Raw genomic sequence first — 24758 nt, 5'->3', positions numbered from 1 at the left:
TCCTTGCGCAAAAGGGCTCGACGCTGCTGGCGTTCAACGGCTGCCAGCGACATCACTGATGAGCCTCGTCTGTCGAGGCCTATGCAGATGACTGCGCCAGCGCTTAAGGGTTCTGTTTTTTTGCCTGGATCAATGGGCACGGGCCTGGGTGACGCGGTCAACCAGGTAGACCAGACCGTGATAATCAATGCCGCCATGCTGGCTCAGGCCGATCTCGCAGGTGCGGCTGGTGGAGATGCCTTCGCTGCAATGTTGCACGGCGTCCTTGAGGCTGCGCAGTGCATGGGCGTTGAGTTGCGGTGTGGTGAAGCCTTTGTCGCCGGCAAATCCGCAGCAGTGGATGCCTTCCGGGATCACCACGGTCTTGGCGCAGCGCCGGGCCAGGTCGATCAGGGCCTGGCTTTCGCCCAGGTGTTGGGTGCTGCAGGTAACGTGCACGGCGATGGGCGCTTCCTGGGGTGTGAACTCGAGACGATCCATCAGGTGCGTGCGGATAAAGCGTACGGGGTCGTAGAGGTCCAGGCGCGTTTCGCCCAGGTCCTGGACCAGGCGCAGGGTGCAGGGGCTGGTGTCGCAGTAGATCGGGTCGAGCCCGCCGCGGCTGGCGTGGAGCAGGGCACCGAGCAGTTCCTGGCGCTTGTGTTCGGCTTGTTCGGCATAGCCTTTGGAGGCGAAGGGTTGACCGCAGCACAGGCTGTCCTGGTTCTCGGGGAGGACCACTTGATAACCGGCTTTTTCCAACAGGCCGCGGGTTTTGTCGTACAGCGACATCTGCTCTTTGTCCCCCGCCGCCGGGCCCATGGCGCGTGAGACACAGGCGGCCAGGTAGACCACCCGTGGTCGTTCGTCCGTCACGGCCGGGCTGAAGCGGATGGCTTTTTCCGGCTGGGGCATGGCGTTGCTCCACTGCGGGATCTGCCCCTTGGACATCCGGGTGACAGTGGCAGAGAGCTTGGCCAGGCGCGGTGCGCCCAGCAGCATGCGTGCGCCGTTGGCCACATGCAGCGTAAAGCGCGCGCCTTGCAGCGCAGTGGAGAAATGGCTGGCGAGCCATTCGGCCGTTTTCGTACGGTCGGCTTCGCGGCTGCGCAGTTTTTTCACCAGGTCGCCGGTGTTGATGCCCACGGGGCAACGTTGCGCGCACAGGCCGGTGGCGGCGCAGGTGTCGATGCCTTGGTAGTGATACGCGGCTTCCAGTTCGGTGGTGTCGACGCCGGCGCGTTTCTTCGCCTGAATGTCGCGCCAGATCACGATGCGTTGGCGCGGGCTCAAGGTCAGGCCTTTTGACGGGCACACCGGTTCGCAGAAGCCGCATTCGATGCACTTGTCCACCAGCTCGTCGGCGGCCGGTAGCGGCTTGAGGTGTTTAAGGTGAATTTGCGGGTCTTCGCTGAGCACCACGTCCGGGTTGAGGATGCCGTTGGGGTCGAGCAGGCGCTTGAGTTGCCACATCAATTGGTAGGCGTCGCTGCCCCATTCCAGCTCGACGAATGGCGCCATATTGCGGCCGGTGCCGTGTTCGGCTTTCAGCGAGCCACCAAACTCTACCGCCACCAGTTGCGCTACGTCGTCCATAAACGCCTGGTAGCGTGTGACTTCTTGCGCGCTGTTGAAGCCTTGGGTGAAGACAAAGTGCAGATTGCCTTCCAGCGCGTGTCCGAAAAGGATCGCTTCGTCGTAGTGATGTTTGTCGAACAGTTCGATCAAGCGATTGACCCCGAGTGCCAGTTGCTCGACAGGGAAGGTCACGTCTTCGATGATCACCGTGGTGCCGGTTTTGCGCACGGCGCCGACGGCGGGAAAGGTGTCTTTGCGGATCGCCCACAGGCGGGCGTTTTCCAGCGGGTCTTCGGTGAAGTCGACCTGTTTTTCCACGGGGAAACCGGCCAGGGAGCCCATGATCAGCGCCAATTGCTCATGCAGCAGGGTCGGCGACGCGGCGCGGGATTCGATCAACAGTGCGCAGGCATTTTCCGATAGTTGCTGTACGAAAGCGGGCATGCCCGGCTTGTCCTGCACCGAGCGCATGCTGCGTCGGTCCAGCAGCTCGACGGCGGCGACCGGTTGGGTTTTGAGAACGGTCACCGCGTTGCAGCAGGTCTCGACATCCGGGAACACGATCAGCGCCGAGGCTTTGTTCGGGTGATCGACCACCGTGTCGTAGGTGACTGCACTGATAAAGCCGAGCGTCCCCTCCGAACCCACCAGCAGATGGCTGAGGATATCCAGCGGCTCATCGAAATCCACCAGGGCATTGAGTGACAGCCCGGTGGTATTTTTCAGACGGTATTTGTGGCGGATTTTGGCTGCCAATTCAGCATTTGCCCGCGTCTCGCGGCCCAGTGACGCCAGGCGTTCAAGCAACGGCCCGTGTTGTTCGCGGAACGCTGCGACGCTGTCCGCATCTTCCGTGTCCAGGCGGCTGCCGTCAGCCAGTACCAGGCGTATGCCCGCCAGAGTGTGGTAGGTGTTCTGCGCCGTGCCGCAGCACATGCCGCTGGCATTGTTGGCGACGATGCCGCCGATTTTGCAGGCGTTGATCGACGCCGGGTCTGGCCCGATCTTGCGCCCGAACGGCGCCAGCCACGCGTTGGCCTGGGCGCCGATGACGCCCGGCTGCAGGCGGATCTGCGTGCCTTGCCCACGGATCTCGCGGCCGTTCCAGTTGTCACCCAGCACGATCAGCACCGAGTCGCTGATGGCCTGCCCGGACAAGCTGGTGCCGGCTGCGCGAAAGGTCACGGGTACGCGGTCGCGTTGGGCCAGCTGTAACAGCGCTACGACTTCATCTTCCGACTCCACGCGGATCACCAGTTGTGGGACCAGTCGGTAAAAACTGGCGTCGGTGCCGAACGCGAGGGTGGAAAGTGGATCGTCGAAACGCCGATCGTTCGGAATCAGGTGTGCGACGTCGCTCAGGAAAGCAGCAGGCAGGCTCATCGGTCCTCCAGAAATAGCTGACGCCGGCATCGTTGTCCGGCGTCGATTCTTACTCTGTTACGTGCAGGCCTAGTGCACCAGCATACCGGTGAACCAGTACGCCTGGGCCAGGGTGATCAGCCCGACGATCGTGGCAAAGAACAGGCTGTGTTTGAGCGTGAAGCGGAACAGGTCGGATTCCTTGCCCACCAGGCCGGTGGCGGCGCAGGCCACGGCGATCGACTGGGGCGAGATCATTTTGCCGGTGACGCCGCCGCTGGTATTCGCGGCGACCAGCAAGGTGTCGTTCACGCCGATCTGGTGCGCAGTGGTGGCTTGCAGTGAGCTGAACAGGGCGTTGGACGACGTGTCGGAGCCTGTCAGGAAAACCCCCAGCCAGCCGAGGAAAGGTGAGAAGAACGGGAAAGCAGCCCCTGTGCCGGCCAACACCAATGCCATGGTTGAAGACATGCCCGAGTAGTTGGTGACAAAGGCGAACGCCAGCACCATGCCGATGGACAGGATCGGCCAACGTAGCTCGTAAAAGGTCTCTCTTAAAGTGGTAAGACCAGTTTTAATGTCTATCTTCAATACCAGCATCGAGATCAGGGCGGAGAAGAAAATCGCCGTGCCGGTCGCTGAAATCGGGTCCAGCTTGAACACGGCCGGGATCGCAGTGGGGTTGGTCACGATTGGTGCGACCTTGACCACCAGTTGATCCAGATGGGGGATCGCGAAGTTGAATACCCAGCTGTACATCGAGCCGCCGGCGGCGAACATCGCCTTGAACGGTTTGAGCGTCCAGAGGGTGACCAGCACGGTAAGAATCAGGAACGGCGACCACGCCTTGAAAATCTGCCCCAGGCTGTAGGGTGAAACCGCTGTGTTGCGCGGCAGGCCGAAACCGCCGGCGCTGGCGGTGACCGCTGCGCTGGAGGTGGCGCCGGCAATTTGTGCACCGGCGGTGCGCTTGGGTTGCCAGATTTTCAGGAACAGTGTGAGGGCGATCAGGCTGGCGAGCGCCGAGGTGATGTCCGGCAGTTCCGGGCCGATGAAGTTGGAGGTGAAGTACTGAGTGATGGCAAAGCTCAGGCCCGCGACCAGTGCCGCTGGCCAGGTTTCGCGCACGCCACGCACGCCGTCCATCATGAACACCAGCCAGAACGGTACGAACAGCGACAGCAGTGGCAACTGGCGACCGGTCATGGCGCCGATCTTGAAGGCGTCGATACCGGTCACCTGGCCGGCCACGATGATCGGGATGCCCAATGCGCCGAAGGCCACGGGGGCGGTGTTGGCAATCAGGCAGAGGCCGGCGGCGTACAGCGGGTTGAACCCAAGGCCGACCAGCAGCGCGGCGGTGATCGCCACGGGCGCGCCGAAACCAGCCGCGCCTTCGAGGAAGGCGCCGAAGCAGAAGCCGATCAGCAGCACTTGCAGGCGCTGGTCGTCGGTGATCGACAGCACAGAGCTGCGGATGATTTCGAACTGACCGCTTTTGACCGTGAGTTTATAGAGGAAGACCGCAGCGACAATGATCCACGCGATCGGCCACAGGCCATAGGCAAAGCCGTAACCGGCGGCGGCGAGAGCCATGTCCACCGGCATCTGGAAGGCAAAGATCGCCACCAGGATCGACAGCGCTAACGTGATGCTGCCGGCCACATGGCCTTTTAGGCGAAACACGGCCAGGGCCAGGAAGAAGAATACGATCGGAATGACGGCCGCCAGTGCGGACAAGCCGAGGCTGCCGAGCGGGCTGTAGAGCTGTTGCCAGGTTTGCATGGGGGTGGCCCTGATTGTTGTTGTTTGATCAGCTGGATAATTGGTAATACCAATTTACAGTCGCTGTCGGCTAGAGTAAAAGCCTTGGCAGGGGTGTGTCAATTTGCCGCCCACGAAACTTTGGTCGTAGGTGTTCGCGCAGCGCGCGCTGATCGGGTGAAATGAAGGCGCTCTGATAGGTGCTGCCAGCGCTGCGATAGGCCAGAATGGGCCCCGGCGAAGGGTCGAGATCGTGGAGAGTGAGTGATGGGGTTTGATCAGGTGCGTCAGCGCCGTTTGTCTGACGATATCGTCGAGCAGCTTGAGGGCATGATCCTTGAGGGCACGCTGAAGTCGGGCGAGCGCTTGCCGGCCGAGCGCGCGTTGGCCGAGCAGTTTGGTGTGTCGCGTCCTTCTTTACGGGAGGCAATCCAGAAACTGGCGGCCAAAGGTTTGCTCGTCAGCCGTCAAGGTGGCGGTAACTACGTGGCTGATTCACTGGGCTCGACGTTCAGTGACCCGCTGCTGCATCTGTTGGAAAACAATCCCGAGGCTCAGCGTGATCTGCTGGAATTTCGGCAAACGCTCGAAGCCTCTTGCGCCTATTACGCAGCGCAGCGCGCCACCGAAGTCGATCGCGAGCGGCTTACGGCGGCGTTCGAAGCGCTGCAGGATTGCTATACCCGCTCTGATGAAGTGAGTCGGTTGGAGGAGGGCGCGGCGGATGCGAGGTTTCACTTGGCAATCGCCGAGGCCAGCCACAACGCCGTATTGCTGCACACCATTCGCGGTCTTTTCGACCTGCTCAAGCGTAACGTCGTGACCAACATCGGTGGCATGTATCAGCAGCGTACGGAAACCCGCGACATGCTGATCAGTCAGCATCGGGATTTGTACCTGGCGATTATCGAAGGGCGGGCCGAGCAGGCGCGCGAGGTTTCAACACGGCACCTGCTGTATGTGCAGGAAGTGTTGGAGGAAGTGCGTCAAGAGGTTCAGCGTGTGGCGCGTGCGCAGCGGCGCAAGGGGATGTAGCCGAGGGAGGCTCCCTAGGCTACATCACTGCAAGGATCAATCTTCCTTGCCCTTGTTGCGCACGGCGCGGTGCAGCTCACGATTGGAGTCGCGCTCGCGTTCGGTATCACGCTTGTCGTACTCCTTCTTGCCCTTGCCCAGGGCAATCTCGCACTTGACCAGGTGCTTGCTCCAGTACCAGGACAGGCAGATGCAGGCATAGCCCTTCTGCTGTACGGCGGAAGCGAGTTTTTCCAGTTCGCGTGCATTAAGAAGCAGCTTGCGCGTGCGTACCGGGTCGGCAATCACGTGCGTGCTCGCCGTGGTCAGCGGGGTGATATGACTGCCAAGCAGCCAAGCCTCGCCATCCTTGAGCAGCACATAACTGTCGACCAGTTGCAGCTTGCTGGCACGCAGACTCTTTACTTCCCAGCCGGCCAGGACCAGACCAGCCTCGAACCGATGTTCGATGAAGTAATCGTGTCGCGCCTTTTTATTTTGCGCGATGGTCCCTGTGGGGTGTTTCTTTTGTTTAGCCATAGGGGCGGCATTATAGGGAGTTGCGAGCGAGTAGGCTACGGTCAACCTGCGTGCTTGAGCGTGTTGGACGAATCCCGGACAATGCCGGCAGTTCTCTGGTTTTTTTCTCTCGCGGATCGGGCTGTTCTTTCGCGATGTTTTGCCTCAGCAGTGGAAATAACGCACACATGACGACGCATATTCAACGTTCGGCGCTGCTGCCCTATCCGGCACAGGCGCTCTATGACCTGGTCAACGACGTGGCGCGTTACCCGGAATTCCTGCCTTGGTGCTCAACCGCCGAGGTGCTGGAAAGCAGTGATGAGCACATGGTCGCCAGTGTTGGGGTCGCGAAGGGCGGTCTTAGCCAGCACTTTGTCACGCGCAATGTGCTGGTGCCTGGGAAGTCCATCGAGATGAACCTGCAGGAAGGGCCGTTTACTCAACTGCATGGGGTCTGGGTATTCAAGGCGCTGACGGATAAGGCGTGCAAAATCAGCCTGGATCTGTCTTTTGATTACGCCGGTCCGATCATACGAGCGACGTTGGGGCCTTTGTTCAATCAGGCGGCCAATACGCTGGTCGATGCGTTCTGTGAACGGGCCAAGCAACTGCATGGTTGAGGTTGAGGTGGTGTATGCCGCCGAAGATCGTCAGGTGTTATTGACGGTGGCGGTACCGGTGGGCATCAGTCTGCGGGCGGCCGTGCAGGCGTCGGGTATTGCGTTGCAGTTTCCCGACCTGGACTTGGCTGATTGCCCTCTGGGCATATTCGGCAAGGTGGTCGCGGACGCTGAAATGCGTGCTGTGCAAGCGGGTGATCGCATCGAGATTTACCGGCCATTGCTGGCAGACCCGAAAGAAGTGCGCCGACTGCGCGCAGCCAAGGCGGCGCTTGCCAGGCAGCAGAATTCATAAGCCCGCCAAATGGCAGGCAACAAAAAGCCCGGCATGCCGGGCTTTTTGTTGAGCGCCGCACCGTTACTGCGGGCTGGTGTCCAGAGGCTGTGGCGTCGGGACGGGCACAGTTTCCACGCCGTCGACGTCCTTCTGGATCTTGTCGAGCAAGGAGCCAGGCTTGGCCGGAACCTCGGACTTCGGCTGCTCGCCTTCCTTCGCAGGGGCGGTGACATTGGTGCCGGTGTCCTTGCCAAGCAGGGCTTCATCACGGCTTACGCCGGGCATGAAGTCGCCGGACAGGCTGACGAGCTGGTCATTGCCATTGAAAATGACACTGACGCGCTCCTGCTGGCGTTCACCGCCACCAGGCTGGAGGCTGTAGAGATAATCCCAGCGATCGGCATGGAAAGTGTCGGTCAGCAGGGGGTTACCCATGATAAACCGTACTTGCCGTCGGGTCATTCCGGGGCGTAACTGGTCTATCATGTCCTGCGTGACGACATTGCCCTGCTGGATGTCGATTTTGTAAACCCCGGGGAATGAACAACCGGCGAGTGCGAGCAGTCCCACAAAGGTGAAACTGGTTAGCAAGAGCTTGGTGTTTTGCATCGGTGGGCGACTTCCACTATCTTGGCTGGGACAACGTAAACGCCGATCATACCCGTATTAAGAGAAGCTGCGAAGCAGCATCCGCGAGAAAGCTAACCATGGTTGAAAATAGCGAACTACGCAAAGCCGGTCTCAAAGTGACTCTGCCACGCGTCAAGATTCTACAAATGCTCGATTCTGCTGAGCAGCGCCACATGAGTGCCGAGGATGTCTACAAGGCGCTGATGGAGTCTAACGAGGACGTTGGTCTGGCCACGGTTTACCGTGTGCTGACCCAGTTTGAAGCCGCTGGGCTGGTGGTTCGTCATAATTTCGACGGCGGTCATGCAGTGTTCGAATTGGCTGACGGTGGTCATCACGATCACATGGTCGACCTGGATACCAACGAGGTTATCGAGTTCACCAGCCCTGAGATCGAAGCGCTGCAGCATAAGATCGCTGAGGAGCATGGCTTCGATTTGGTTGACCATAACCTGGTCCTCTACATCCGTAAGAAAAAGTAACAAGCGCTGCAGATTTACGCTGCAAAACGATCGAAGGCGACCTTAGGGTCGCCTTCGTGCTTTCTATAAGAGAGAAAGTCGTCGGTTCAGGCCTTCGCCGCCACAACCATCTTCTTCGCGTGCGCCAGCGATTCCTTGGTCAAATCAATACCGCCCAGCATGCGCGCCACCTCTTCCACGCGCTCCGACTTGTTCAGCTTGGACACGGCTGTGTGCGTCGCATCACTGCCTCTTACTTTATGCACAAACAAGTGCTGATGCCCCTGGGCCGCCACTTGCGGTAAATGGGTCACGGTAAGGACCTGGCCTCGATCCCCCAGGCGTCGCAACAGTTGGCCTACAATTTCCGCCGTCGGGCCGCCAATACCTACGTCGACTTCGTCGAATACCAGCGTCGGTACCCGAGAGGTTTGCGCGGTAATCACTTGGATTGCCAGGCTGATCCGCGAAAGTTCGCCGCCAGATGCCACTTTCGCCAGCGCCTTGAGCGGTTGCCCTGGGTTGGCGCTGACCAGAAGTTCGACCTGTTCCAGGCCGTGAGGTTGTAACTCATTGCTGGCGTTGGCGCGCAGCTCGATAGTGAAGCGTCCGCCGGGCATGCCCAGGCGCTGGATCTCCAATTCCACCGCGCTCGCCAGCCCAGTGGCCGCTTGCTGGCGAAGGTCGCTCAGTTCGCGCGCTTTCTCCTGATAGTGGCGAGCGAAAGAGGCGAGCTCGTCGCCCAGGCGTTCGATGGATTCATCGTTGGCGTTCAGCGTTTCGATTTCATCCATCAGCTTTTGCTGCATCGTCGCCACTTCGGTGGGCTGGATACGATGTTTGCGCGCCAGGGTATAGATGGTGTCCAGGCGTTCTTCTATTTCCTGCAAGCGTGCCGGGTCGGCATCGAAGTGATCCAGGAAGCGGTTGAGCTCGCCGACGGCTTCCTCGACCTGGATTTGCGCGCTGGTGAGCAGGGTCGTGGCCTCGCTCAGCGAGCCGGAAGCGTTGTTCACGCTGGACAGGCGGTTGAGGCTGGCGGTCAGTGCGTTGAGCACGTTGCCGGAATCACTCTCGCTGCATTGCTCTACCACCTGGCGGCAGATACCCAACAGGGTTTCTGCGTTGGTGAGGTTCTTGTGTTCCTGCTCGAGTTGTTCAAGCTCGGTCTCGCCCAGGCCCAGGCTTTCCAGCTCTTCGAGTTGGTAGCTGAGCAATTGGTGGCGAGCGCGTTGTTCATCGCCGGAGTTGGAGAGTCGTTCCAGCTCCTGGCGGGTCTGGCGCCAGCGCTGGGCGGCAAGCTGCACCTGGCGCGCAAGGTCGGTGGCGCCCGCATATTCATCGAGCAGGCGGCGGTGGGTGTCGGTTTTCAGCAGGGATTGATGTTCATGCTGGCTGTGGATATCGATCAGCAGCTCGCCCAGCGCCTTCAGATCGCCAAGCGGGCAAGGTGTGCCATTGATGTACCCGCGTGAGCGGCCTTCCGCCGTAATGACCCGGCGCAGGATGCATGGGCCGTCATTATTTAGGTCGCGCTCGGCCAGCCAGGTTTCGGCCTCGGGAATGTCCGCCAGGTCGAAGGTGGCGAGAATATCGGCCTTGTCCGCACCGGGGCGCACCACGCCGCTGTCGGCACGATCACCCAGGGTCAGGCCCAAGGCGTCGAGCATGATCGACTTGCCGGCGCCGGTTTCGCCTGTGATTACGCTCATCCCGCGATCCAGTTCAAGATCCAGATGTTCAACGATGGCGTAGTTATGTACGGACAAGTGCACGAGCATGACGGCCGCTCCCAGGCTTTAGGTCTGGTTATTTATACAGTGTTTTGTTCGGGGCTGACAATCCTGATGCTTAGCTTGATTTGCTTGGTTTGAGCGTTTTTTAAGCGCAATTGGGAATGACCGAGCAAGAATTGACGAAGGTCAATTGAAAGACTTTTGGTAACGCCCGTGCCCTTGAACCTGGAAATTGTGGCCCCATATACCGGAACAGAAGCGCGAGTTGAGTTCGCGCAGGATTTGAAAGGAGAAAACTATGGCTGACGAACAGACGCAGGATACGCAAACTCCAGACGCCAATTCGGCTGTCGGCGATGAGCTGGCGACTCGTGTGCAAGTGCTCGAAGAGCAATTGGCCGCTGCGCAGGATCAGTCTTTGCGTGTTGCCGCCGATCTGCAGAACGTCCGCCGCCGTGCCGAGCAGGACGTAGAGAAGGCTCACAAATTCGCACTGGAAAAATTCGCTGCAGATTTGCTGCCGATCATCGACAGCCTGGAGCGCGGTCTTGAGTTGTCCAACCCGGACGACGAGAACATCCGTGCGATGCGCGAAGGGATCGAACTGACCCTGAAAATGTTCCAGGACACCCTGAAGCGTTATCAGTTGGAAGCCATTGATCCAGCCGGCGGCGAACCGTTCAACGCTGAACATCACCAAGCCATGGCGATGCAGGAAAGCCATGACCTGGAACCAAACAGCGTATTGAAGGTGTTCCAGAAAGGTTATCTGCTCAATGGTCGCTTGCTGCGCCCGGCGATGGTGGTGGTGAGCAAGGCTCCGGCACCCGTTTCGCCTTCTATTGATGAGCAGGCTTGAAATACGCCGCAAGGCCCCCATCTATAAGTCAAGCGTTTAAGTGCTACCGCAGTTAGCCACCACTGCTGCGGCAACCAAATTCAAGTTTCGGGAGAGTCAATCATGGGTAAAATTATCGGCATCGACCTGGGGACCACCAACTCGTGCGTCTCGGTCATGGAAAACGGCAAGGCCAAAGTTATCGAGAACGCTGAAGGCGCGCGTACCACGCCGTCGATCATCGCTTACGCCAACGACGGCGAGATCCTCGTAGGTCAGTCGGCCAAGCGTCAGGCCGTGACCAACCCGCACAACACTCTGTACGCGGTAAAGCGTCTGATCGGTCGTAAGTTCGACGAAGAAGTCGTACAGAAAGACATCAAGATGGTGCCTTACAAAATCGCCAAGGCTGACAATGGTGACGCCTGGGTTGAAGTAAACGGCAACAAGATGTCGGCGCCGCAGATCTCGGCTGAAGTCTTGAAAAAGATGAAAAAGACTGCCGAAGACTACCTCGGTGAAACCGTGACTGAAGCGGTGATCACCGTTCCGGCCTACTTCAACGACAGCCAGCGCCAGGCGACCAAAGACGCCGGCCGCATCGCGGGCCTGGACGTAAAACGTATTATCAACGAACCTACCGCAGCCGCTCTGGCTTACGGCATGGATAAGGCCAAAGGCGACCACACCGTGATCGTTTATGACCTGGGTGGTGGTACTTTCGACGTCTCCGTCATCGAGATCGCTGAAGTTGACGGTGAGCACCAGTTCGAAGTGTTGGCCACCAACGGCGACACCTTCCTCGGTGGTGAAGACTTTGACATTCGTCTGATCGACTACCTCGTTGACGAATTCAAGAAAGAAAGCGGCATGAACCTCAAGGGTGACCCGCTGGCGATGCAGCGCCTGAAAGAAGCCGCTGAGAAAGCCAAGATCGAGCTGTCCTCGAGCATGTCGACCGACGTGAACCTGCCGTACATCACTGCCGATGCCACCGGTCCTAAGCACTTGAACGTGAAGATTTCTCGCGCCAAGTTGGAAGCACTGGTTGAAGACCTGGTTCAGCGCACCATCGAGCCATGCCGCATCGCCCTGAAAGACGCCGGTATCGACGTGGGTTCCATCAACGACGTGATCCTGGTGGGCGGCCAGACCCGCATGCCGCTGGTGCAGCAGAAAGTTACCGAGTTCTTCGGCAAGGAAGCACGTAAAGACGTGAACCCGGACGAAGCGGTTGCCATGGGTGCTGCCATCCAGGGCGCGGTATTGGCCGGTGACGTCAAAGACGTGCTGCTGCTGGACGTGAGCCCGCTGACCCTGGGTATCGAAACCATGGGCGGCGTTATGACTGCGCTGATCGAGAAAAACACCACGATTCCTACCAAGAAATCCCAGGTGTTCTCGACTGCCGACGACAACCAGGGCGCTGTGACCATTCACGTGCTGCAAGGTGAGCGTAAGCAGGCTGCTCAGAACAAGTCCCTGGGCAAGTTCGACCTGGCCGAGATTCCACCTGCACCGCGTGGCGTGCCACAAATCGAAGTGACCTTCGACATCGACGCCAACGGCATCCTGCACGTCGGCGCGAAAGACAAGGCGACCGGCAAAGAGCAGAAGATCACCATCAAGGCCAACTCCGGTCTGTCTGATGAAGAAATTCAACAGATGATTCGTGATGCTGAAGCCAACGCCGATGCGGATGCCAAGTTTGCCGAACTGGCCGGCGCCCGTAACCAGGGTGATGCCCTGGTTCACTCGACGCGCAAAATGGTCGCTGACGCTGGCGATAAAGTGACTGCTGAAGAGAAGGCCGCAATCGAAGCTGCCGTGGTTGCCCTGGAAGCCGCCGTCAAAGGCGACGACAAGGCCGCTATCGAAGCCAAGATCGAGGAGCTGTCCAAAGTCTCCGCGCCAGTCGCTCAGAAAATGTATGCCGAACAAGGCCAGCCAACTGAAGGTGCAGCGCAGCAGGCAGAGCCTGAAGCCAAGCACGATGACGTTGTCGATGCCGAGTTCGAAGAAGTCAAAGACAACAAGTAAGTCGGTTGTCCGGTTGACCGCTTTCAAGCGGTGACTGGTAGGATGTCGCCGCGCGGGAGCTTGCTCCCGCGTTGGCGTGTCTGGGGTATACGAATTTTTACAGCATGCGACAGCGTTCGGATGCTGGCGGTGTGATCGGGAATGCTCCTGCTTTCCGAGCAATAAATACCGCGTTTTGGCCGGGTCCCTGGCTGAAAGTAGTAACGACCAGGATCGTTGAATTGACGTGAGTTGGGTCCGGGCCTGTATTGGGGCTCAACGAGTTTGGCAGGGCTCAGGAGGGTCTGGCCGAACGTCCTTAAGAGTGCAAAGACTTATGGCAAAGCGTGACTATTACGAAGTGTTGGGTGTGGAGCGCGGCTCCAGCGAGGCGGACCTGAAGAAGGCCTACCGTCGCCTGGCGATGAAGCATCACCCGGACCGTAATCCGGACAGCAAAGAATCCGAAGAGATGTTCAAGGAGGCCAACGAGGCCTACGAATGTTTGTCTGATCCCAACAAGCGTGCGGCCTACGACCAGTATGGCCATGCGGGCGTCGACCCGAGCATGGGCGGCGGCGGTGCCGGGTTTGGTGGTCAGAACTTCTCCGACATTTTCGGCGACGTATTCAGTGATTTCTTCGGCGGTGGCCGGGGCGGTCAGCGTGGCGGCGCCCAGCGTGGCAGCGATTTGCGCTACACCCTGGAATTGAACCTAGAGGAAGCCGTACGCGGCACCAGCGTCAATATCCGCGTGCCAACGCTGGTCAACTGCAAGCCGTGTGATGGTTCGGGTGCCAAGAAAGGCTCGTCGCCGATCACCTGTCCGACCTGTGGCGGCATCGGTCAGGTCCGCATGCAGCAAGGCTTTTTCTCGGTGCAGCAGACCTGCCCGCGTTGCCATGGCCAGGGCAAGATCATTTCCGATCCGTGCGACGCCTGCCACGGCGAAGGTCGTGTCGAAGAGTACAAGACGCTGTCGGTGAAAGTGCCGGCGGGCGTGGATACCGGTGACCGCATTCGCTTGTCGGGTGAAGGCGAGGCGGGTGCCCAGGGTGGCCCTACGGGCGACCTGTACGTGGTGATCAGTGTGCGTGAGCACTCGATCTTCCAGCGCGACGGCAAGCACCTGTTCTGCGAAGTGCCGATCAGCTTTGTCGATGCCGCCCTGGGTGGCGAGCTGGAAATCCCGACGCTCGATGGTCGCGTCAAACTGAAGATCCCTGAAGGTACTCAGACCGGCAAGCAGTTCCGTATCCGTGGCAAAGGCGTTGCGCCGGTGCGCGGTGGTGGAGCGGGCGACCTGATGTGTCGCGTCGCGGTTGAAACGCCGGTCAATCTGGGGCGTCGTCAGCGCGAGCTGCTTGAAGAGTTCCGCAGCTCCCTGGAGGGCGATGACTCCCATTCGCCGAAAACCACCGGCTTTTTCGATGGCGTGAAGCGCTTCTTCGGCGACCTGTAAGGAGTTGACTATGCGACGTATAGCCGTGATGGGCGCAGCCGGGCGCATGGGCAAGACGCTGGTGGAGGCGGTGCAGCTGCGTTCACCGGCGTCCGGGCTGACGGCGGCGATCGTTCGCCCGGGCAGCACGCTGATCGGCGCGGATGCCGGTGAGCTGGCGTCACTGGGACGTATCGGCGTTTCGTTGTCCGGCAGCCTGGAGCAGGTAGCCGACGAGTTCGATGTGCTGATCGATTTCACCCTGCCGGAGGTGATGCTGAAAAACCTGGCGTTCTGCCGCAAGGCGGGCAAAGCCATGGTAATCGGCACCACCGGTTTGACGCCTGAACAAAAGCAATTGCTGGTGGAGGCGGGCAAGGGTATTCCCATCGTCTTCGCCGCCAACTTCAGCGTCGGCGTGAACCTGTCGCTCAAATTGCTCGACCTTGCTGCGCGGGTGTTGGGTGACGAGGCGGATATCGAGATTATCGAGACCCATCACCGTCACAAGATCGATGCGCCGTCGGGCACTGCCTTGCGCATGGGTGAAGCGATTGCCGATGCGCTGGGCCGCGATTTGTCGAAAGTGGCGGTGTACGGTCGTGAAGGCCATACCGGCGCGCGTGCGCGTGACACCATTGGGTTTGCTACGGTGCGCGGTGGCGATGTGGTGGGTGATCACACCGTGTTGTTCGCCAGTGAAGGCGAGCGCCTGGAAATCACGCACAAGGCGTCCAGCCGCATGACGTTTGCCAAGGGTGCGGTACGTGCTGCGCTCTGGTTGGAAGGTCGCGAGCCAGGTCTGTACGACATGCGTGATGTGCTGGATCTGCACTGATCAGTAGCTAAAACAGGGCCTCAAGCTTATGCTTAGGCCCCGTTTTTACCCGCTAAGCGACGCCCTGTCGCATTCCCCTGCCTTTAAGGCTCATTAGCGGTGGACCAAAAAAGCCTTTTTCTGTAAGCTACAGCTTTAGTGTGTCCACTAAAAGCGCGCAGAATAATTCAGTGAAGAAGCGGGGTGACGTGTCCATACGTCACTCCGCTTTTTTGCAACCTGCGATCGCCCTTTCAGGCTTTATTTACGGGAGGTCTTCTTGACTAAGCCAGCCATACTCGCCCTTGCTGATGGCAGCATTTTTCGCGGCGAAGCCATTGGAGCCGACGGTCAAACCGTTGGAGAGGTGGTGTTCAACACCGCCATGACCGGCTATCAGGAAATCCTTACCGATCCTTCCTACGCCCAACAGATCGTTACCCTGACCTATCCGCACATCGGCAACACCGGTACTACACCGGAAGACGTCGAGTCTGATCGTGTCTGGTCGGCCGGTCTGGTGATTCGTGACCTGCCATTGGTTGCGAGCAACTGGCGTAACACGATGTCGCTCTCCGATTACCTGAAAGCCAACAACGTTGTGGCGATCGCCGGTATCGATACGCGCCGCCTGACACGCATCCTGCGTGAAAAAGGCTCGCAGAACGGCTGCATCATGGTCGGTGAGAATATCTCCGAAGAGGCGGCGATTGCCGCGGCGCAAGGTTTTCCTGGCCTTAAAGGCATGGACCTGGCGAAAGTCGTCAGCGTCAAAGAGAAGTACGAATGGCGCTCCACTGTCTGGGACTTGAAGACCGACAGCCACGCGACCATCGAAGCTGCCGACCTGCCTTACCACGTGGTCGCATACGACTACGGCGTCAAGTACAACATCCTGCGCATGCTGGTTGAGCGCGGTTGCCGCGTCACCGTGGTGCCAGCACAAACCCCGGCCAGCGATGTGCTCGCCCTGCAGCCGGACGGTGTGTTCCTGTCCAACGGCCCGGGTGACCCGGAGCCATGCGACTACGCCATCCAGGCCATCAAGGACGTGCTGGAAACCGACATTCCGGTGTTCGGTATCTGCCTCGGCCACCAGTTGCTGGCCCTCGCCTCCGGCGCCAAGACCCTGAAAATGGGCCACGGCCACCACGGCGCCAACCACCCTGTGCAAGACCTGGACACCGGCGCCGTGATGATCACCAGCCAGAACCACGGTTTTGCGGTGGATGAAGCGACCCTGCCGGCGAACGTGCGCGCCATTCACAAGTCGCTGTTCGACGGCTCCCTGCAAGGCATCGAGCGCACCGATAAGAGCGCGTTCAGCTTCCAGGGCCACCCTGAAGCCAGCCCCGGCCCGAACGACGTAGCGCCGCTGTTCGACCGTTTCATCAATGAGATGGCCAAGCGACGCTGACTGAGCAGCCTGCGGGCGGCCCCGACCTCGGTGGCCCCCGCAGGCTCTTCAAAGAATGTTCAAGACGGCTTGCCGACTGACCTGCGGATTTGAGTGACAAACCCATGCCAAAACGTACAGACATAAAAAGCATCCTGATTCTCGGCGCTGGCCCGATCGTGATCGGCCAGGCCTGCGAGTTCGACTACTCCGGCGCCCAGGCCTGTAAAGCGCTGCGCGAAGAGGGCTACCGCGTCATCCTGGTGAACTCCAACCCGGCCACCATCATGACCGACCCGGACATGGCCGACGCCACCTACATCGAGCCGATCAAGTGGCAGACCGTTGCCAAGATCATCGAGAAAGAGCGTCCGGACGCACTGCTGCCGACCATGGGCGGCCAGACCGCCCTGAACTGCGCCCTGGACCTGGAGCGCGAAGGCGTCCTGGAAAAGTTCGGCGTAGAGATGATCGGTGCAAACGCCGACACCATCGACAAGGCGGAAGACCGCTCGCGTTTCGACAAGGCCATGAAGTCCATCGGCCTTGACTGCCCGCGCTCCGGTATCGCCCACAGCATGGAAGAGGCCAATGCCGTTCTCGAAAAGCTGGGCTTCCCCTGCATCATCCGTCCGTCCTTCACCATGGGCGGCACCGGTGGCGGCATTGCTTACAACCGTGAAGAGTTCGAAGAAATCTGCGCCCGTGGTCTGGATCTGTCGCCGACCAAAGAGCTACTGATCGACGAATCCCTGATCGGCTGGAAAGAGTACGAGATGGAGGTTGTCCGCGACAAAAAGGACAATTGCATCATCGTCTGCTCCATCGAAAACTTCGACCCGATGGGCGTCCACACCGGCGACTCGATCACCGTTGCTCCGGCGCAGACCCTGACGGACAAGGAATACCAGATCATGCGTAACGCCTCCTTGGCGGTATTGCGTGAGATCGGCGTTGAAACCGGTGGTTCCAACGTTCAGTTCGGCATCTGCCCGGACACCGGCCGCATGGTCGTGATCGAGATGAACCCGCGTGTATCGCGTTCTTCGGCACTGGCATCGAAAGCCACCGGCTTCCCGATCGCACGTATCGCGGCCAAGCTGGCGATCGGTTACACCTTGGACGAGCTGCAAAACGAAATCACCGGCGGCGCTACGCCGGCGTCTTTCGAGCCGTCTATCGACTACGTTGTGACCAAGCTGCCGCGTTTTGCCTTCGAGAAATTCCCCAAGGCCGACGCGCGCCTGACCACTCAGATGAAGTCGGTCGGTGAAGTCATGGCCATCGGCCGAACCTTCCAGGAATCCCTGCAGAAAGCCCTGCGTGGCCTGGAAGTAGGCGTTTGCGGCCTGGACGAGAAACTTGACCTGAGCAACCCGGAAAGCATGAGCGTGCTCAAGCGCGAGCTGACCGTGCCGGGCGCCGAGCGCATCTGGTACGTGGCTGACGCGTTCCGTGCGGGCATGACCGTCGAAGACATCTTTGGCATGAACATGATCGACCCTTGGTTCCTGGTGCAGATCGAAGACCTGATCAAGGAAGAAGAGAAGGTCAAGACCCTCGGTCTGTCGTCCATCGACCGCGACCTGATGTTCCGCCTCAAGCGCAAAGGCTTCTCCGACCAGCGTCTGGCCAAGTTGCTGGGTGTGACCGAGAAAAACCTGCGTACCCATCGCCACAAGCTGGATATTTTCCCGGTCTACAAGCGCGTTGACACCTGCGCCGCCGAGTTCGCCACCGACACTGCCTACCTGTACTCCACCTACGAGGAAGAGTGCGAAGCCGCGCCGTCGGGCCGCGACAAGATCATCATCCTGGGCGGCGGTCCGAACCGCATCGGCCAGGGCATCGAGTTCGATTATTGCTGCGTACACGCCGCCCTCGCGCTGCGCGAAGACGGGTACGAGACCATCATGGTCAACTGCAACCCGGAAACGGTTTCCACTGACTACGACACCTCCGACCGTCTGTACTTCGAGCCGGTAACCCTGGAAGACGTCTTGGAAATCTGTCGCGTCGAGAAGCCCAAAGGCGTGATCGTCCAGTACGGTGGCCAAACCCCGCTGAAACTGGCGCGTGCCCTGGAAGCCGCCGGTGTGCCGATCATTGGCACCAGCCCGGACGCCATCGACCGCGCAGAAGACCGTGAGCGCTTCCAGCAAATGGTCGAGCGCCTGAACCTGCGTCAGCCGCCGAACGCCACCGTGCGCAGCGAAGAAGAAGCCATTCGCGCCGCCAGCAAGATCGGCTACCCGCTGGTGGTGCGTCCGTCCTACGTACTGGGCGGGCGTGCGATGGAGATCGTCTACGAAGAAGACGAGCTCAAGCGCTACCTGCGTGATGCGGTAAAAGTCTCCAACGACAGCCCGGTGCTGCTCGACCACTTCCTCAACTGCGCCATCGAGATGGACGTGGACGCGGTTTGCGACGGCACCGACGTGGTGATCGGCGCGATCATGCAGCACATCGAACAGGCGGGTGTTCACTCCGGTGACTCCGCGTGCTCGCTGCCGCCATACTCGCTGCCCGCGCACATCCAGGACGAGATGCGCGAACAGGTCAAGAAAATGGCCCTGGAGCTGGGCGTGGTCGGCCTGATGAACGTTCAGTTGGCGCTGCAAGGCGAAGACATCTACGTCATCGAAGTCAACCCGCGTGCTTCGCGTACCGTGCCGTTTGTATCCAAGTGCATCGGTGTGTCCCTGGCCATGATCGCTGCCCGCGTGATGGCCGGTAAGACCCTGAAGGAAATCGGCTTCACCAAGGAAATCATTCCGAACTTCTACAGCGTGAAAGAGGCGGTGTTCCCCTTCGCCAAATTCCCTGGCGTGGACCCGATTCTGGGCCCGGAAATGAAGTCCACCGGTGAAGTGATGGGCGTGGGGGATACCTTCGGCGAAGCGTTCGCCAAGGCCCAAATGGGCGCCAGCGAAGTGCTGCCGACCGGCGGTACCGCGTTCATCAGCGTGCGTGATGATGACAAGCCTCTGGTTGCAGGCGTGGCCCGTGATCTGATCAACTTGGGTTTTAAAGTCGTGGCCACCGCCGGGACCGCCAAGCTTATCGAAGCTGCCGGCCTGAAAGTGCGTCGCGTGAACAAGGTGACGGAAGGCCGTCCGCACGTGGTCGACATGATCAAGAATGACGAAGTCACCTTGATCATCAACACCACCGAAGGTCGCCAGTCGATCGCGGACTCCTACTCCATTCGTCGTAATGCCTTGCAGCACAAGATCTACTGCACCACCACCATTGCTGCAGGCGAAGCCATCTGCGAAGCGCTCAAGTTCGGTCCGGAAAAGACCGTGCGTCGCTTGCAGGATCTACACGCAGGATTGAAGGCATGAGCATAACCAAATACCCGATGACCGTTCAGGGCGCTCGCGCCCTGGAAGAGGAACACGCCCACCTGACCAAGGTCGTCCGTCCAAAGCTGAGCCAGGACATAGGTACGGCCCGCGAACTGGGTGACTTGAAGGAAAACGCCGAGTATCACGCTGCCCGTGAGCAGCAGGGTATGGTCGAGGCGCGTATCCGCGACATCGAAGGCCGCATGCAGAACGCGGTGATCATCGACGTGACGACCATTCCACATACTGGCAAGGTGATTTTCGGGACCACCGTGGAAATCGCCAACGTCGAGACGGACGAGCGCGTTGTTTATCACATCGTTGGCGAAGACGAGGCTGACTTCAAACTGGGCAAGATCTCCGTCGGTTCACCGCTTGCCCGCGCCTTGATCGCCAAGGAAGAAGGGGATGTGGTGTCTGTAAAGACCCCTGGCGGCGTGATTGAGTACGAGATTGTTGAAGTTCGTCACATCTGAAAGACGGCGCCCGCTTCGGGCGGGCGCCATGCTTTGGCAGCTCTCCCAGATGCTCTGGGTCGGCGGCCTGTGGTTGTTGCACATTTGCGTATTACCGGCGCTGGGCCTGATTGGCTTGGCGCCGTTGCTGATCGATGAGATCGATGGAATGCTCAGTGCGTTGCTGGTAGGTTTTGCGGCGGCGTGCGTGGCTCTGCAGGCGTTGGTGCTGGTCAAGGCCGAGGGCGTGGGGAGTTTGTGGCGGGATATGCGCGGGCAACTGCTGTTGATGGCTCTGTATGCGTGCGCAATGTATAGCATTGTGCATGTCTGGCTGCCGGAAGCGTTGCGCTGGCAGCTATTCAGCTATCTTGTGCTAGGGTTCTCCGGCCTGGTGCTGGTTGTACAACCCGCACCGGGATGGAGTGGCGGGGCGCGCGAAGCACGCCCGTAGCCCTTGTTTTACTTGAAGCGATGAACGTTCGACAGTTGCTTGTTGACGCTGAAGTTCTTGCGATACAGCAGCGCCATCTTGCCGATGACCTGAACCAGGTCCGCTTTGCCCACCTTGCACAGTTCTGCAATGGCAGCCAGGCGCGCCTCGCGATCAAGGATGTTGACCTTGATCTTGATCAGTTCGTGATCGTTCAGTGCGCGTTCAAATTCGGCTAACACACCTTCAGTCAAGCCGTTATCTGCCACAATCAGAACTGGTTTCAGATGGTGGCCAATGGACTTGTACTGTTTCTTCTGCTCTTGAGTGAGCGGCATAATCTGACCCCTGCGTCTGATCTTGTAAAAAGCGGCGGCCAGTTTACCCGAGCGAGTCCGGGACCGCCCAGTTAATCACGACCCGTTTTATTTTTCGAGGTGGCCCGTGGCCCGTTCCAAAACCAGCCTTAAGTGGCTACAAGAACATTTCAACGATCCTTACGTCAAAAAGGCGCAGAAGGACGGCTACCGTTCCCGGGCCAGCTACAAGCTGCTGGAGATCCAGGACAAGGACAAATTGATCCGTCCCGGCATGAGCGTTATTGATCTGGGCGCGGCGCCGGGTGGCTGGTCCCAGGTGACCAGTCGTCTGATTGGTGGGCAAGGCCGCTTGATCGCTTCCGACATCCTGGAGATGGACAGCATCCCGGATGTGACCTTTGTTCACGGTGATTTCACCCAGGACGCTGTGCTCGCACAGATTCTTGAGGCTGTGGGAAATTCCCAGGTAGACCTTGTGATTTCCGACATGGCCCCCAATATGAGTGGATTACCGGCCGTCGATATGCCGCGCGCGATGTTCCTTTGTGAGCTGGCGCTGGATTTGGCGGGTCGGGTTCTGCGTCCTGGTGGTGATTTTCTGGTGAAAGTCTTTCAGGGCGAAGGGTTTGACGAGTACCACAAGAACATCCGCAAGCTGTTCGACAAGGTGCAGACGCGCAAGCCTGACTCTTCCCGAGACCGGTCTCGGGAGCAATATCTGCTCTGCCGCGGCTTCCGCGGCGTAGAAGGCGCTACGAGCGAAGAGCGTTTTTGAGGAATTCGAGGAGGGCGATAGGTTTTTTTATTTCGCTTTCGTCACGAAGCTTTACGAATATTGTGTAGTCAAAGTTTCACAAAGGGTTACAGACGGCGCCTGCCAGAGTTGTAGGTAATGTAGTAAGTTAGGCCGGTGAATATCATGCGAAGCACGCGCCAGTAGCGGAGCTTGCTTCAGAGGGTAGTTAATTGAACGATATGGCAAAGAATCTGATCCTGTGGTTGATCATCGCGGCTGTCCTGGTGACGGTGATGAACAACTTCTCCAGCCCTAACGAGCCGCAGACCCTCAACTATTCCGACTTCATCCAGCAAGTCAAGGATGGCAAGGTCGAGCGCGTAGCGGTTGATGGCTACGTGATTACCGGCAAACGAATTGATGGCGACAGCTTCAAGACCATTCGTCCGGCAATCCAGGACAACGGTCTGATCGGCGACCTGGTGGACAACAAGGTCGTTGTGGAAGGCAAGCAGCCCGAGCAGCAGAGCATCTGGACCCAACTGCTGGTGGCCAGCTTCCCGATCCTGGTGATCATCGCCGTGTTCATGTTCTTCATGCGCCAGATGCAAGGCGGTGCGGGAGGCAAGGGCGGGCCTATGAGTTTCGGCAAGAGCAAGGCGCGCCTGCTCTCCGAGGATCAGGTGAAGACCACTCTGGCTGACGTCGCCGGTTGTGACGAAGCCAAGGAAGAAGTCGGCGAGCTGGTCGAGTTTCTGCGTGACCCGGGCAAGTTCCAGCGCCTGGGCGGCCGCATTCCTCGTGGCGTACTGATGGTCGGTCCTCCGGGTACCGGTAAAACCTTGCTGGCCAAGGCGATTGCCGGCGAAGCCAAGGTGCCTTTCTTCACCATCTCCGGTTCCGACTTCGTCGAAATGTTCGTCGGCGTGGGTGCCAGCCGTGTTCGCGATATGTTCGAACAAGCCAAGAAGCACGCGCCATGCATCATCTTTATCGATGAAATCGACGCCGTCGGCCGCCATCGTGGCGCCGGCATGGGCGGTGGTCATGATGAGCGTGAGCAAACCCTTAACCAATTGCTGGTTGAGATGGACGGCTTTGAAATGAACGATGGCATCATCGTCATCGCCGCCACCAACCGTCCGGACGTGCTTGACCCTGCATTGCTGCGTCCAGGCCGTTTCGACCGTCAGGTTGTGGTGGGCTTGCCGGATATCCGTGGCCGCGAACAGATCCTGAAAGTGCACATGCGCAAAGTTCCCATGGGCGACGACGTGGCTCCGGCCGTGATTGCACGGGGTACGCCGGGTTTCTCCGGTGCCGACCTTGCTAACCTGGTCAACGAGGCGTCGCTGTTCGCTGCCCGTACCGGCAAGCGCATCGTTGAAATGAAAGAGTTCGAACTGGCGAAAGACAAGATCATGATGGGCGCCGAGCGCAAATCCATGGTCATGTCCGAAAAAGAGAAGCAGAACACGGCCTACCACGAAGCGGGTCACGCCATCGTCGGCCGTGTTGTGCCTGAGCACGACCCGGTCTACAAAGTCTCGATCATTCCCCGTGGGCGGGCGCTGGGCGTCACCATGTTCCTGCCGGAAGAGGATCGTTACAGCCTCTCCAAGCGTGCGTTGATCAGCCAGATCTGTTCCCTCTACGGCGGTCGTATCGCCGAGGAAATGACCCTGGGCTTTGACGGTGTGACGACAGGTGCCTCCAACGACATCATGCGTGCGAGTCAAATTGCGCGGAACATGGTGACCAAATGGGGCTTGTCGGAGAAACTTGGCCCGTTGATGTATGCCGAGGAAGAAGGTGAGGTGTTCCTGGGTCGTGGCGGCGGCGGTCAAAGCGCCAGCTTCTCCGGCGAGACCGCCAAGCTGATCGATTCCGAGGTGCGCAGCATCATTGACCAGTGCTACGGCACGGCCAAGCAGATCCTGACCGACAACCGCGACAAGCTGGACGCCATGGCTGATGCGTTGATGAAGTACGAGACCATTGATGCCGACCAGATCGACGACATCATGGCCGGCCGTACGCCGCGCGAGCCTCGCGATTGGGAAGGTGGTTCGGGCACTTCGGGCACTCCGCCCGTGGTTCAGAACGAACGCCCTGAAACTCCGATCGGCGGCCCTGCAGCTGACGTCTAAGGTTTGAAATGACTTCCGTGTCGTCCTCCACCCGGTTGCCTTGCGGCAACCGGGTTCTTGATTTGGCTCATGCGCATGTCATGGGCATCCTCAACGTAACGCCCGACTCCTTTTCCGATGGTGGCCGCTTCAGCCAGCTTGATGCAGCCCTGCGTCATGCCGAGGCGATGGTGGCGGCCGGCGCGACGCTGATTGATGTCGGTGGTGAGTCGACTCGGCCTGGCGCACGTATGGTTTCTCCCTTGGAGGAGCTGGAGAGAGTGGCGCCAATCGTCGAGCGTATAGCGCGTGAGCTGGACGTGATCATTTCGGTGGATACGTCGACGCCTGCGGTAATGCGCGAAACTGCGCGCCTGGGGGCAGGACTGATCAACGATGTGCGCGCTCTGCAGCGTGACGGCGCCCTTGATGCCGCCGCGGCGACCGGTTTGCCGGTGTGCCTGATGCATATGCGCGGCGAGCCAGGCAACATGCAGGACAGCCCTCACTACGATGACCTGGTCGGCGAAGTGAGTGGTTTTCTCGCTGAGCGAATTTCTCAGTGCGCTGCCGTCGGAATTGCTGCGCACAAGATCATCCTCGACCCCGGCTTCGGCTTCGCCAAGACCCTGCAGCACAATTTAAGCCTGTTCAAGCATATGGAGTCCCTGCATCGCCTTGGTCGGCCGCTGTTGGTCGGCGTTTCGCGCAAGAGCATGATAGGGCTCGCCCTGAATCGTCCGGTGGGCGAGCGGTTGTACGGTGGACTTGCACTGGCAGCGCTTGCGGTAGCCAAGGGCGCGCGTATCTTGCGTGTGCACGATGTCGCCGAGACAGTGGATGTGGTGCGTATGATTAGCACGGTAGAATCAGCCGAATAA

Annotated in this window: 21 protein-coding genes; 15 read left to right on the top strand and 6 right to left on the bottom strand. The window is 59.4% G+C overall.

What is annotated here, in order from left to right; genetic code table 11:
• Positions 1-129: 129 nt before the first annotated feature.
• Together KVG91_RS08885 and KVG91_RS08880 are read right to left on the bottom strand one after the other, a co-directional pair.
• Complete coding sequence (locus KVG91_RS08885) at positions 130-2940, bottom strand: FAD-binding and (Fe-S)-binding domain-containing protein (protein ID WP_169377593.1); 2811 nt, start codon at positions 2938-2940, stop codon at positions 130-132.
• A 69-nt stretch (positions 2941-3009) separates the two neighbouring features.
• The gene (locus KVG91_RS08880; protein WP_169377594.1) at positions 3010-4704 is read right to left on the bottom strand and encodes a lactate permease LctP family transporter; all 1695 of its coding nucleotides are present in this window, start codon (positions 4702-4704) and stop codon (positions 3010-3012) included.
• Between the two features lie 246 nt (positions 4705-4950).
• On the opposite strand from KVG91_RS08880, the gene KVG91_RS08875 reads away from it, so the two are divergent.
• Positions 4951-5718, top strand: coding sequence for an FCD domain-containing protein (locus KVG91_RS08875; RefSeq protein WP_169377595.1), 768 nt, complete (start codon positions 4951-4953; stop codon positions 5716-5718).
• 36 nt (positions 5719-5754) lie between these two features.
• On the opposite strand, the gene smpB is transcribed toward KVG91_RS08875, so the two are convergent.
• Complete coding sequence (smpB, locus tag KVG91_RS08870; protein WP_049711476.1) at positions 5755-6237, bottom strand: SsrA-binding protein SmpB; 483 nt, start codon at positions 6235-6237, stop codon at positions 5755-5757.
• A 167-nt stretch (positions 6238-6404) separates the two neighbouring features.
• Between smpB and KVG91_RS08865 the strand changes: the two genes are divergently transcribed.
• Both KVG91_RS08865 and KVG91_RS08860 read left to right on the top strand, forming a co-directional pair.
• Positions 6405-6839 (top strand): type II toxin-antitoxin system RatA family toxin, encoded by a 435-nt coding sequence (locus KVG91_RS08865; protein WP_076952823.1) that lies wholly within the window; start codon positions 6405-6407, stop codon positions 6837-6839.
• Entirely contained in the window at positions 6832-7134 is a 303-nt protein-coding gene (locus KVG91_RS08860; RefSeq protein WP_169377596.1) for an RnfH family protein, read from the top strand. Before KVG91_RS08865 ends, KVG91_RS08860 begins: the two co-directional genes overlap by 8 nt.
• Positions 7135-7197: 63 nt before the next feature.
• Here the strand turns inward: KVG91_RS08860 and KVG91_RS08855 are convergent, their stop codons facing one another.
• Positions 7198-7725, bottom strand: coding sequence for an outer membrane protein assembly factor BamE (locus KVG91_RS08855; protein ID WP_169377597.1), 528 nt, complete (start codon positions 7723-7725; stop codon positions 7198-7200).
• A gap of 98 nt (positions 7726-7823) precedes the next feature.
• Here KVG91_RS08855 and fur point away from each other — a divergent pair, with 98 nt between their 5' ends.
• Positions 7824-8228 carry a ferric iron uptake transcriptional regulator gene (gene fur, locus KVG91_RS08850; protein ID WP_003194220.1) on the top strand — a complete coding sequence of 135 codons (405 nt, stop codon included), beginning with the start codon at positions 7824-7826 and terminating at the stop codon, positions 8226-8228.
• An 86-nt stretch (positions 8229-8314) separates the two neighbouring features.
• Here the strand turns inward: fur and recN are convergent, their stop codons facing one another.
• A complete protein-coding gene (gene recN, locus KVG91_RS08845) occupies positions 8315-9988 on the bottom strand; it encodes a DNA repair protein RecN (protein ID WP_169377598.1) in 1674 nt (557 codons plus the stop codon).
• A 253-nt stretch (positions 9989-10241) separates the two neighbouring features.
• Between recN and grpE the strand changes: the two genes are divergently transcribed.
• From grpE to KVG91_RS08805, 8 genes are all read left to right on the top strand, one after another.
• Positions 10242-10802 carry a nucleotide exchange factor GrpE gene (gene grpE, locus KVG91_RS08840; RefSeq protein ID WP_076952827.1) on the top strand — a complete coding sequence of 187 codons (561 nt, stop codon included), beginning with the start codon at positions 10242-10244 and terminating at the stop codon, positions 10800-10802.
• A 102-nt stretch (positions 10803-10904) separates the two neighbouring features.
• Complete coding sequence (gene dnaK, locus KVG91_RS08835; protein ID WP_169377599.1) at positions 10905-12821, top strand: molecular chaperone DnaK; 1917 nt, start codon at positions 10905-10907, stop codon at positions 12819-12821.
• A 316-nt stretch (positions 12822-13137) separates the two neighbouring features.
• Entirely contained in the window at positions 13138-14262 is a 1125-nt protein-coding gene (dnaJ, locus tag KVG91_RS08830; protein WP_169377600.1) for a molecular chaperone DnaJ, read from the top strand.
• A gap of 10 nt (positions 14263-14272) precedes the next feature.
• Entirely contained in the window at positions 14273-15079 is an 807-nt protein-coding gene (gene dapB, locus KVG91_RS08825; RefSeq protein WP_169377601.1) for a 4-hydroxy-tetrahydrodipicolinate reductase, read from the top strand.
• A gap of 259 nt (positions 15080-15338) precedes the next feature.
• Positions 15339-16475: a glutamine-hydrolyzing carbamoyl-phosphate synthase small subunit gene (carA, locus tag KVG91_RS08820; protein WP_169377602.1), complete on the top strand. Its 1137-nt coding sequence runs from the start codon at positions 15339-15341 to the stop codon at positions 16473-16475.
• A 104-nt stretch (positions 16476-16579) separates the two neighbouring features.
• On the top strand, positions 16580-19801 hold the full coding sequence (gene carB / locus KVG91_RS08815; RefSeq protein ID WP_169377603.1) for a carbamoyl-phosphate synthase large subunit: 3222 nt from the start codon (positions 16580-16582) through the stop codon (positions 19799-19801).
• A gap of 2 nt (positions 19802-19803) precedes the next feature.
• Positions 19804-20280, top strand: a complete 477-nt coding sequence (gene greA, locus KVG91_RS08810) for a transcription elongation factor GreA (RefSeq protein ID WP_057725061.1) — start codon at positions 19804-19806, stop codon at positions 20278-20280.
• A gap of 28 nt (positions 20281-20308) precedes the next feature.
• Positions 20309-20713 carry an MFS transporter gene (locus KVG91_RS08805; protein ID WP_169377604.1) on the top strand — a complete coding sequence of 135 codons (405 nt, stop codon included), beginning with the start codon at positions 20309-20311 and terminating at the stop codon, positions 20711-20713.
• Between the two features lie 8 nt (positions 20714-20721).
• On the opposite strand, the gene KVG91_RS08800 is transcribed toward KVG91_RS08805, so the two are convergent.
• Complete coding sequence (locus KVG91_RS08800) at positions 20722-21030, bottom strand: YhbY family RNA-binding protein (RefSeq protein ID WP_010206607.1); 309 nt, start codon at positions 21028-21030, stop codon at positions 20722-20724.
• Positions 21031-21136: 106 nt separating this feature from the next.
• Here KVG91_RS08800 and rlmE point away from each other — a divergent pair, with 106 nt between their 5' ends.
• The 3 genes from rlmE (at position 21137) to folP (ending at position 24758) form a co-directional block, all read left to right on the top strand.
• Positions 21137-21787: a 23S rRNA (uridine(2552)-2'-O)-methyltransferase RlmE gene (gene rlmE / locus KVG91_RS08795; protein ID WP_124425019.1), complete on the top strand. Its 651-nt coding sequence runs from the start codon at positions 21137-21139 to the stop codon at positions 21785-21787.
• Positions 21788-21987: 200 nt separating this feature from the next.
• Complete coding sequence (gene ftsH / locus KVG91_RS08790; protein ID WP_076952834.1) at positions 21988-23898, top strand: ATP-dependent zinc metalloprotease FtsH; 1911 nt, start codon at positions 21988-21990, stop codon at positions 23896-23898.
• Between the two features lie 8 nt (positions 23899-23906).
• Complete coding sequence (gene folP, locus KVG91_RS08785; protein ID WP_169377605.1) at positions 23907-24758, top strand: dihydropteroate synthase; 852 nt, start codon at positions 23907-23909, stop codon at positions 24756-24758.

The organism is Pseudomonas azadiae (assembly GCF_019145355.1).
GTDB classification, from domain to species: domain Bacteria; phylum Pseudomonadota; class Gammaproteobacteria; order Pseudomonadales; family Pseudomonadaceae; genus Aquipseudomonas; species Aquipseudomonas azadiae.
The sequence above is the reverse complement of the archived record's forward strand: the minus strand, read 5'-3'. Positions and strand labels throughout refer to the sequence as shown.

Bases quoted from the DNA above. Each gene is read 5' to 3' on its own strand.
- KVG91_RS08885 (WP_169377593.1), bottom strand. From the start codon at position 2,940: ATGAGCCTGCCTGCTGCTTTCCTGAGCGACGTCGCACACCTGATTCCG.
- KVG91_RS08880 (WP_169377594.1), bottom strand. From the start codon at position 4,704: ATGCAAACCTGGCAACAGCTCTACAGCCCGCTCGGCAGCCTCGGCTTG.
- KVG91_RS08875 (WP_169377595.1), top strand. From the start codon at position 4,951: ATGGGGTTTGATCAGGTGCGTCAGCGCCGTTTGTCTGACGATATCGTC.
- smpB (WP_049711476.1), bottom strand. From the start codon at position 6,237: ATGGCTAAACAAAAGAAACACCCCACAGGGACCATCGCGCAAAATAAA.
- KVG91_RS08865 (WP_076952823.1), top strand. From the start codon at position 6,405: ATGACGACGCATATTCAACGTTCGGCGCTGCTGCCCTATCCGGCACAG.
- KVG91_RS08860 (WP_169377596.1), top strand. From the start codon at position 6,832: ATGGTTGAGGTTGAGGTGGTGTATGCCGCCGAAGATCGTCAGGTGTTA.
- KVG91_RS08855 (WP_169377597.1), bottom strand. From the start codon at position 7,725: ATGCAAAACACCAAGCTCTTGCTAACCAGTTTCACCTTTGTGGGACTG.
- fur (WP_003194220.1), top strand. From the start codon at position 7,824: ATGGTTGAAAATAGCGAACTACGCAAAGCCGGTCTCAAAGTGACTCTG.
- recN (WP_169377598.1), bottom strand. From the start codon at position 9,988: ATGCTCGTGCACTTGTCCGTACATAACTACGCCATCGTTGAACATCTG.
- grpE (WP_076952827.1), top strand. From the start codon at position 10,242: ATGGCTGACGAACAGACGCAGGATACGCAAACTCCAGACGCCAATTCG.
- dnaK (WP_169377599.1), top strand. From the start codon at position 10,905: ATGGGTAAAATTATCGGCATCGACCTGGGGACCACCAACTCGTGCGTC.
- dnaJ (WP_169377600.1), top strand. From the start codon at position 13,138: ATGGCAAAGCGTGACTATTACGAAGTGTTGGGTGTGGAGCGCGGCTCC.
- dapB (WP_169377601.1), top strand. From the start codon at position 14,273: ATGCGACGTATAGCCGTGATGGGCGCAGCCGGGCGCATGGGCAAGACG.
- carB (WP_169377603.1), top strand. From the start codon at position 16,580: ATGCCAAAACGTACAGACATAAAAAGCATCCTGATTCTCGGCGCTGGC.
- KVG91_RS08805 (WP_169377604.1), top strand. From the start codon at position 20,309: ATGCTTTGGCAGCTCTCCCAGATGCTCTGGGTCGGCGGCCTGTGGTTG.
- KVG91_RS08800 (WP_010206607.1), bottom strand. From the start codon at position 21,030: ATGCCGCTCACTCAAGAGCAGAAGAAACAGTACAAGTCCATTGGCCAC.
- ftsH (WP_076952834.1), top strand. From the start codon at position 21,988: ATGGCAAAGAATCTGATCCTGTGGTTGATCATCGCGGCTGTCCTGGTG.
- folP (WP_169377605.1), top strand. From the start codon at position 23,907: ATGACTTCCGTGTCGTCCTCCACCCGGTTGCCTTGCGGCAACCGGGTT.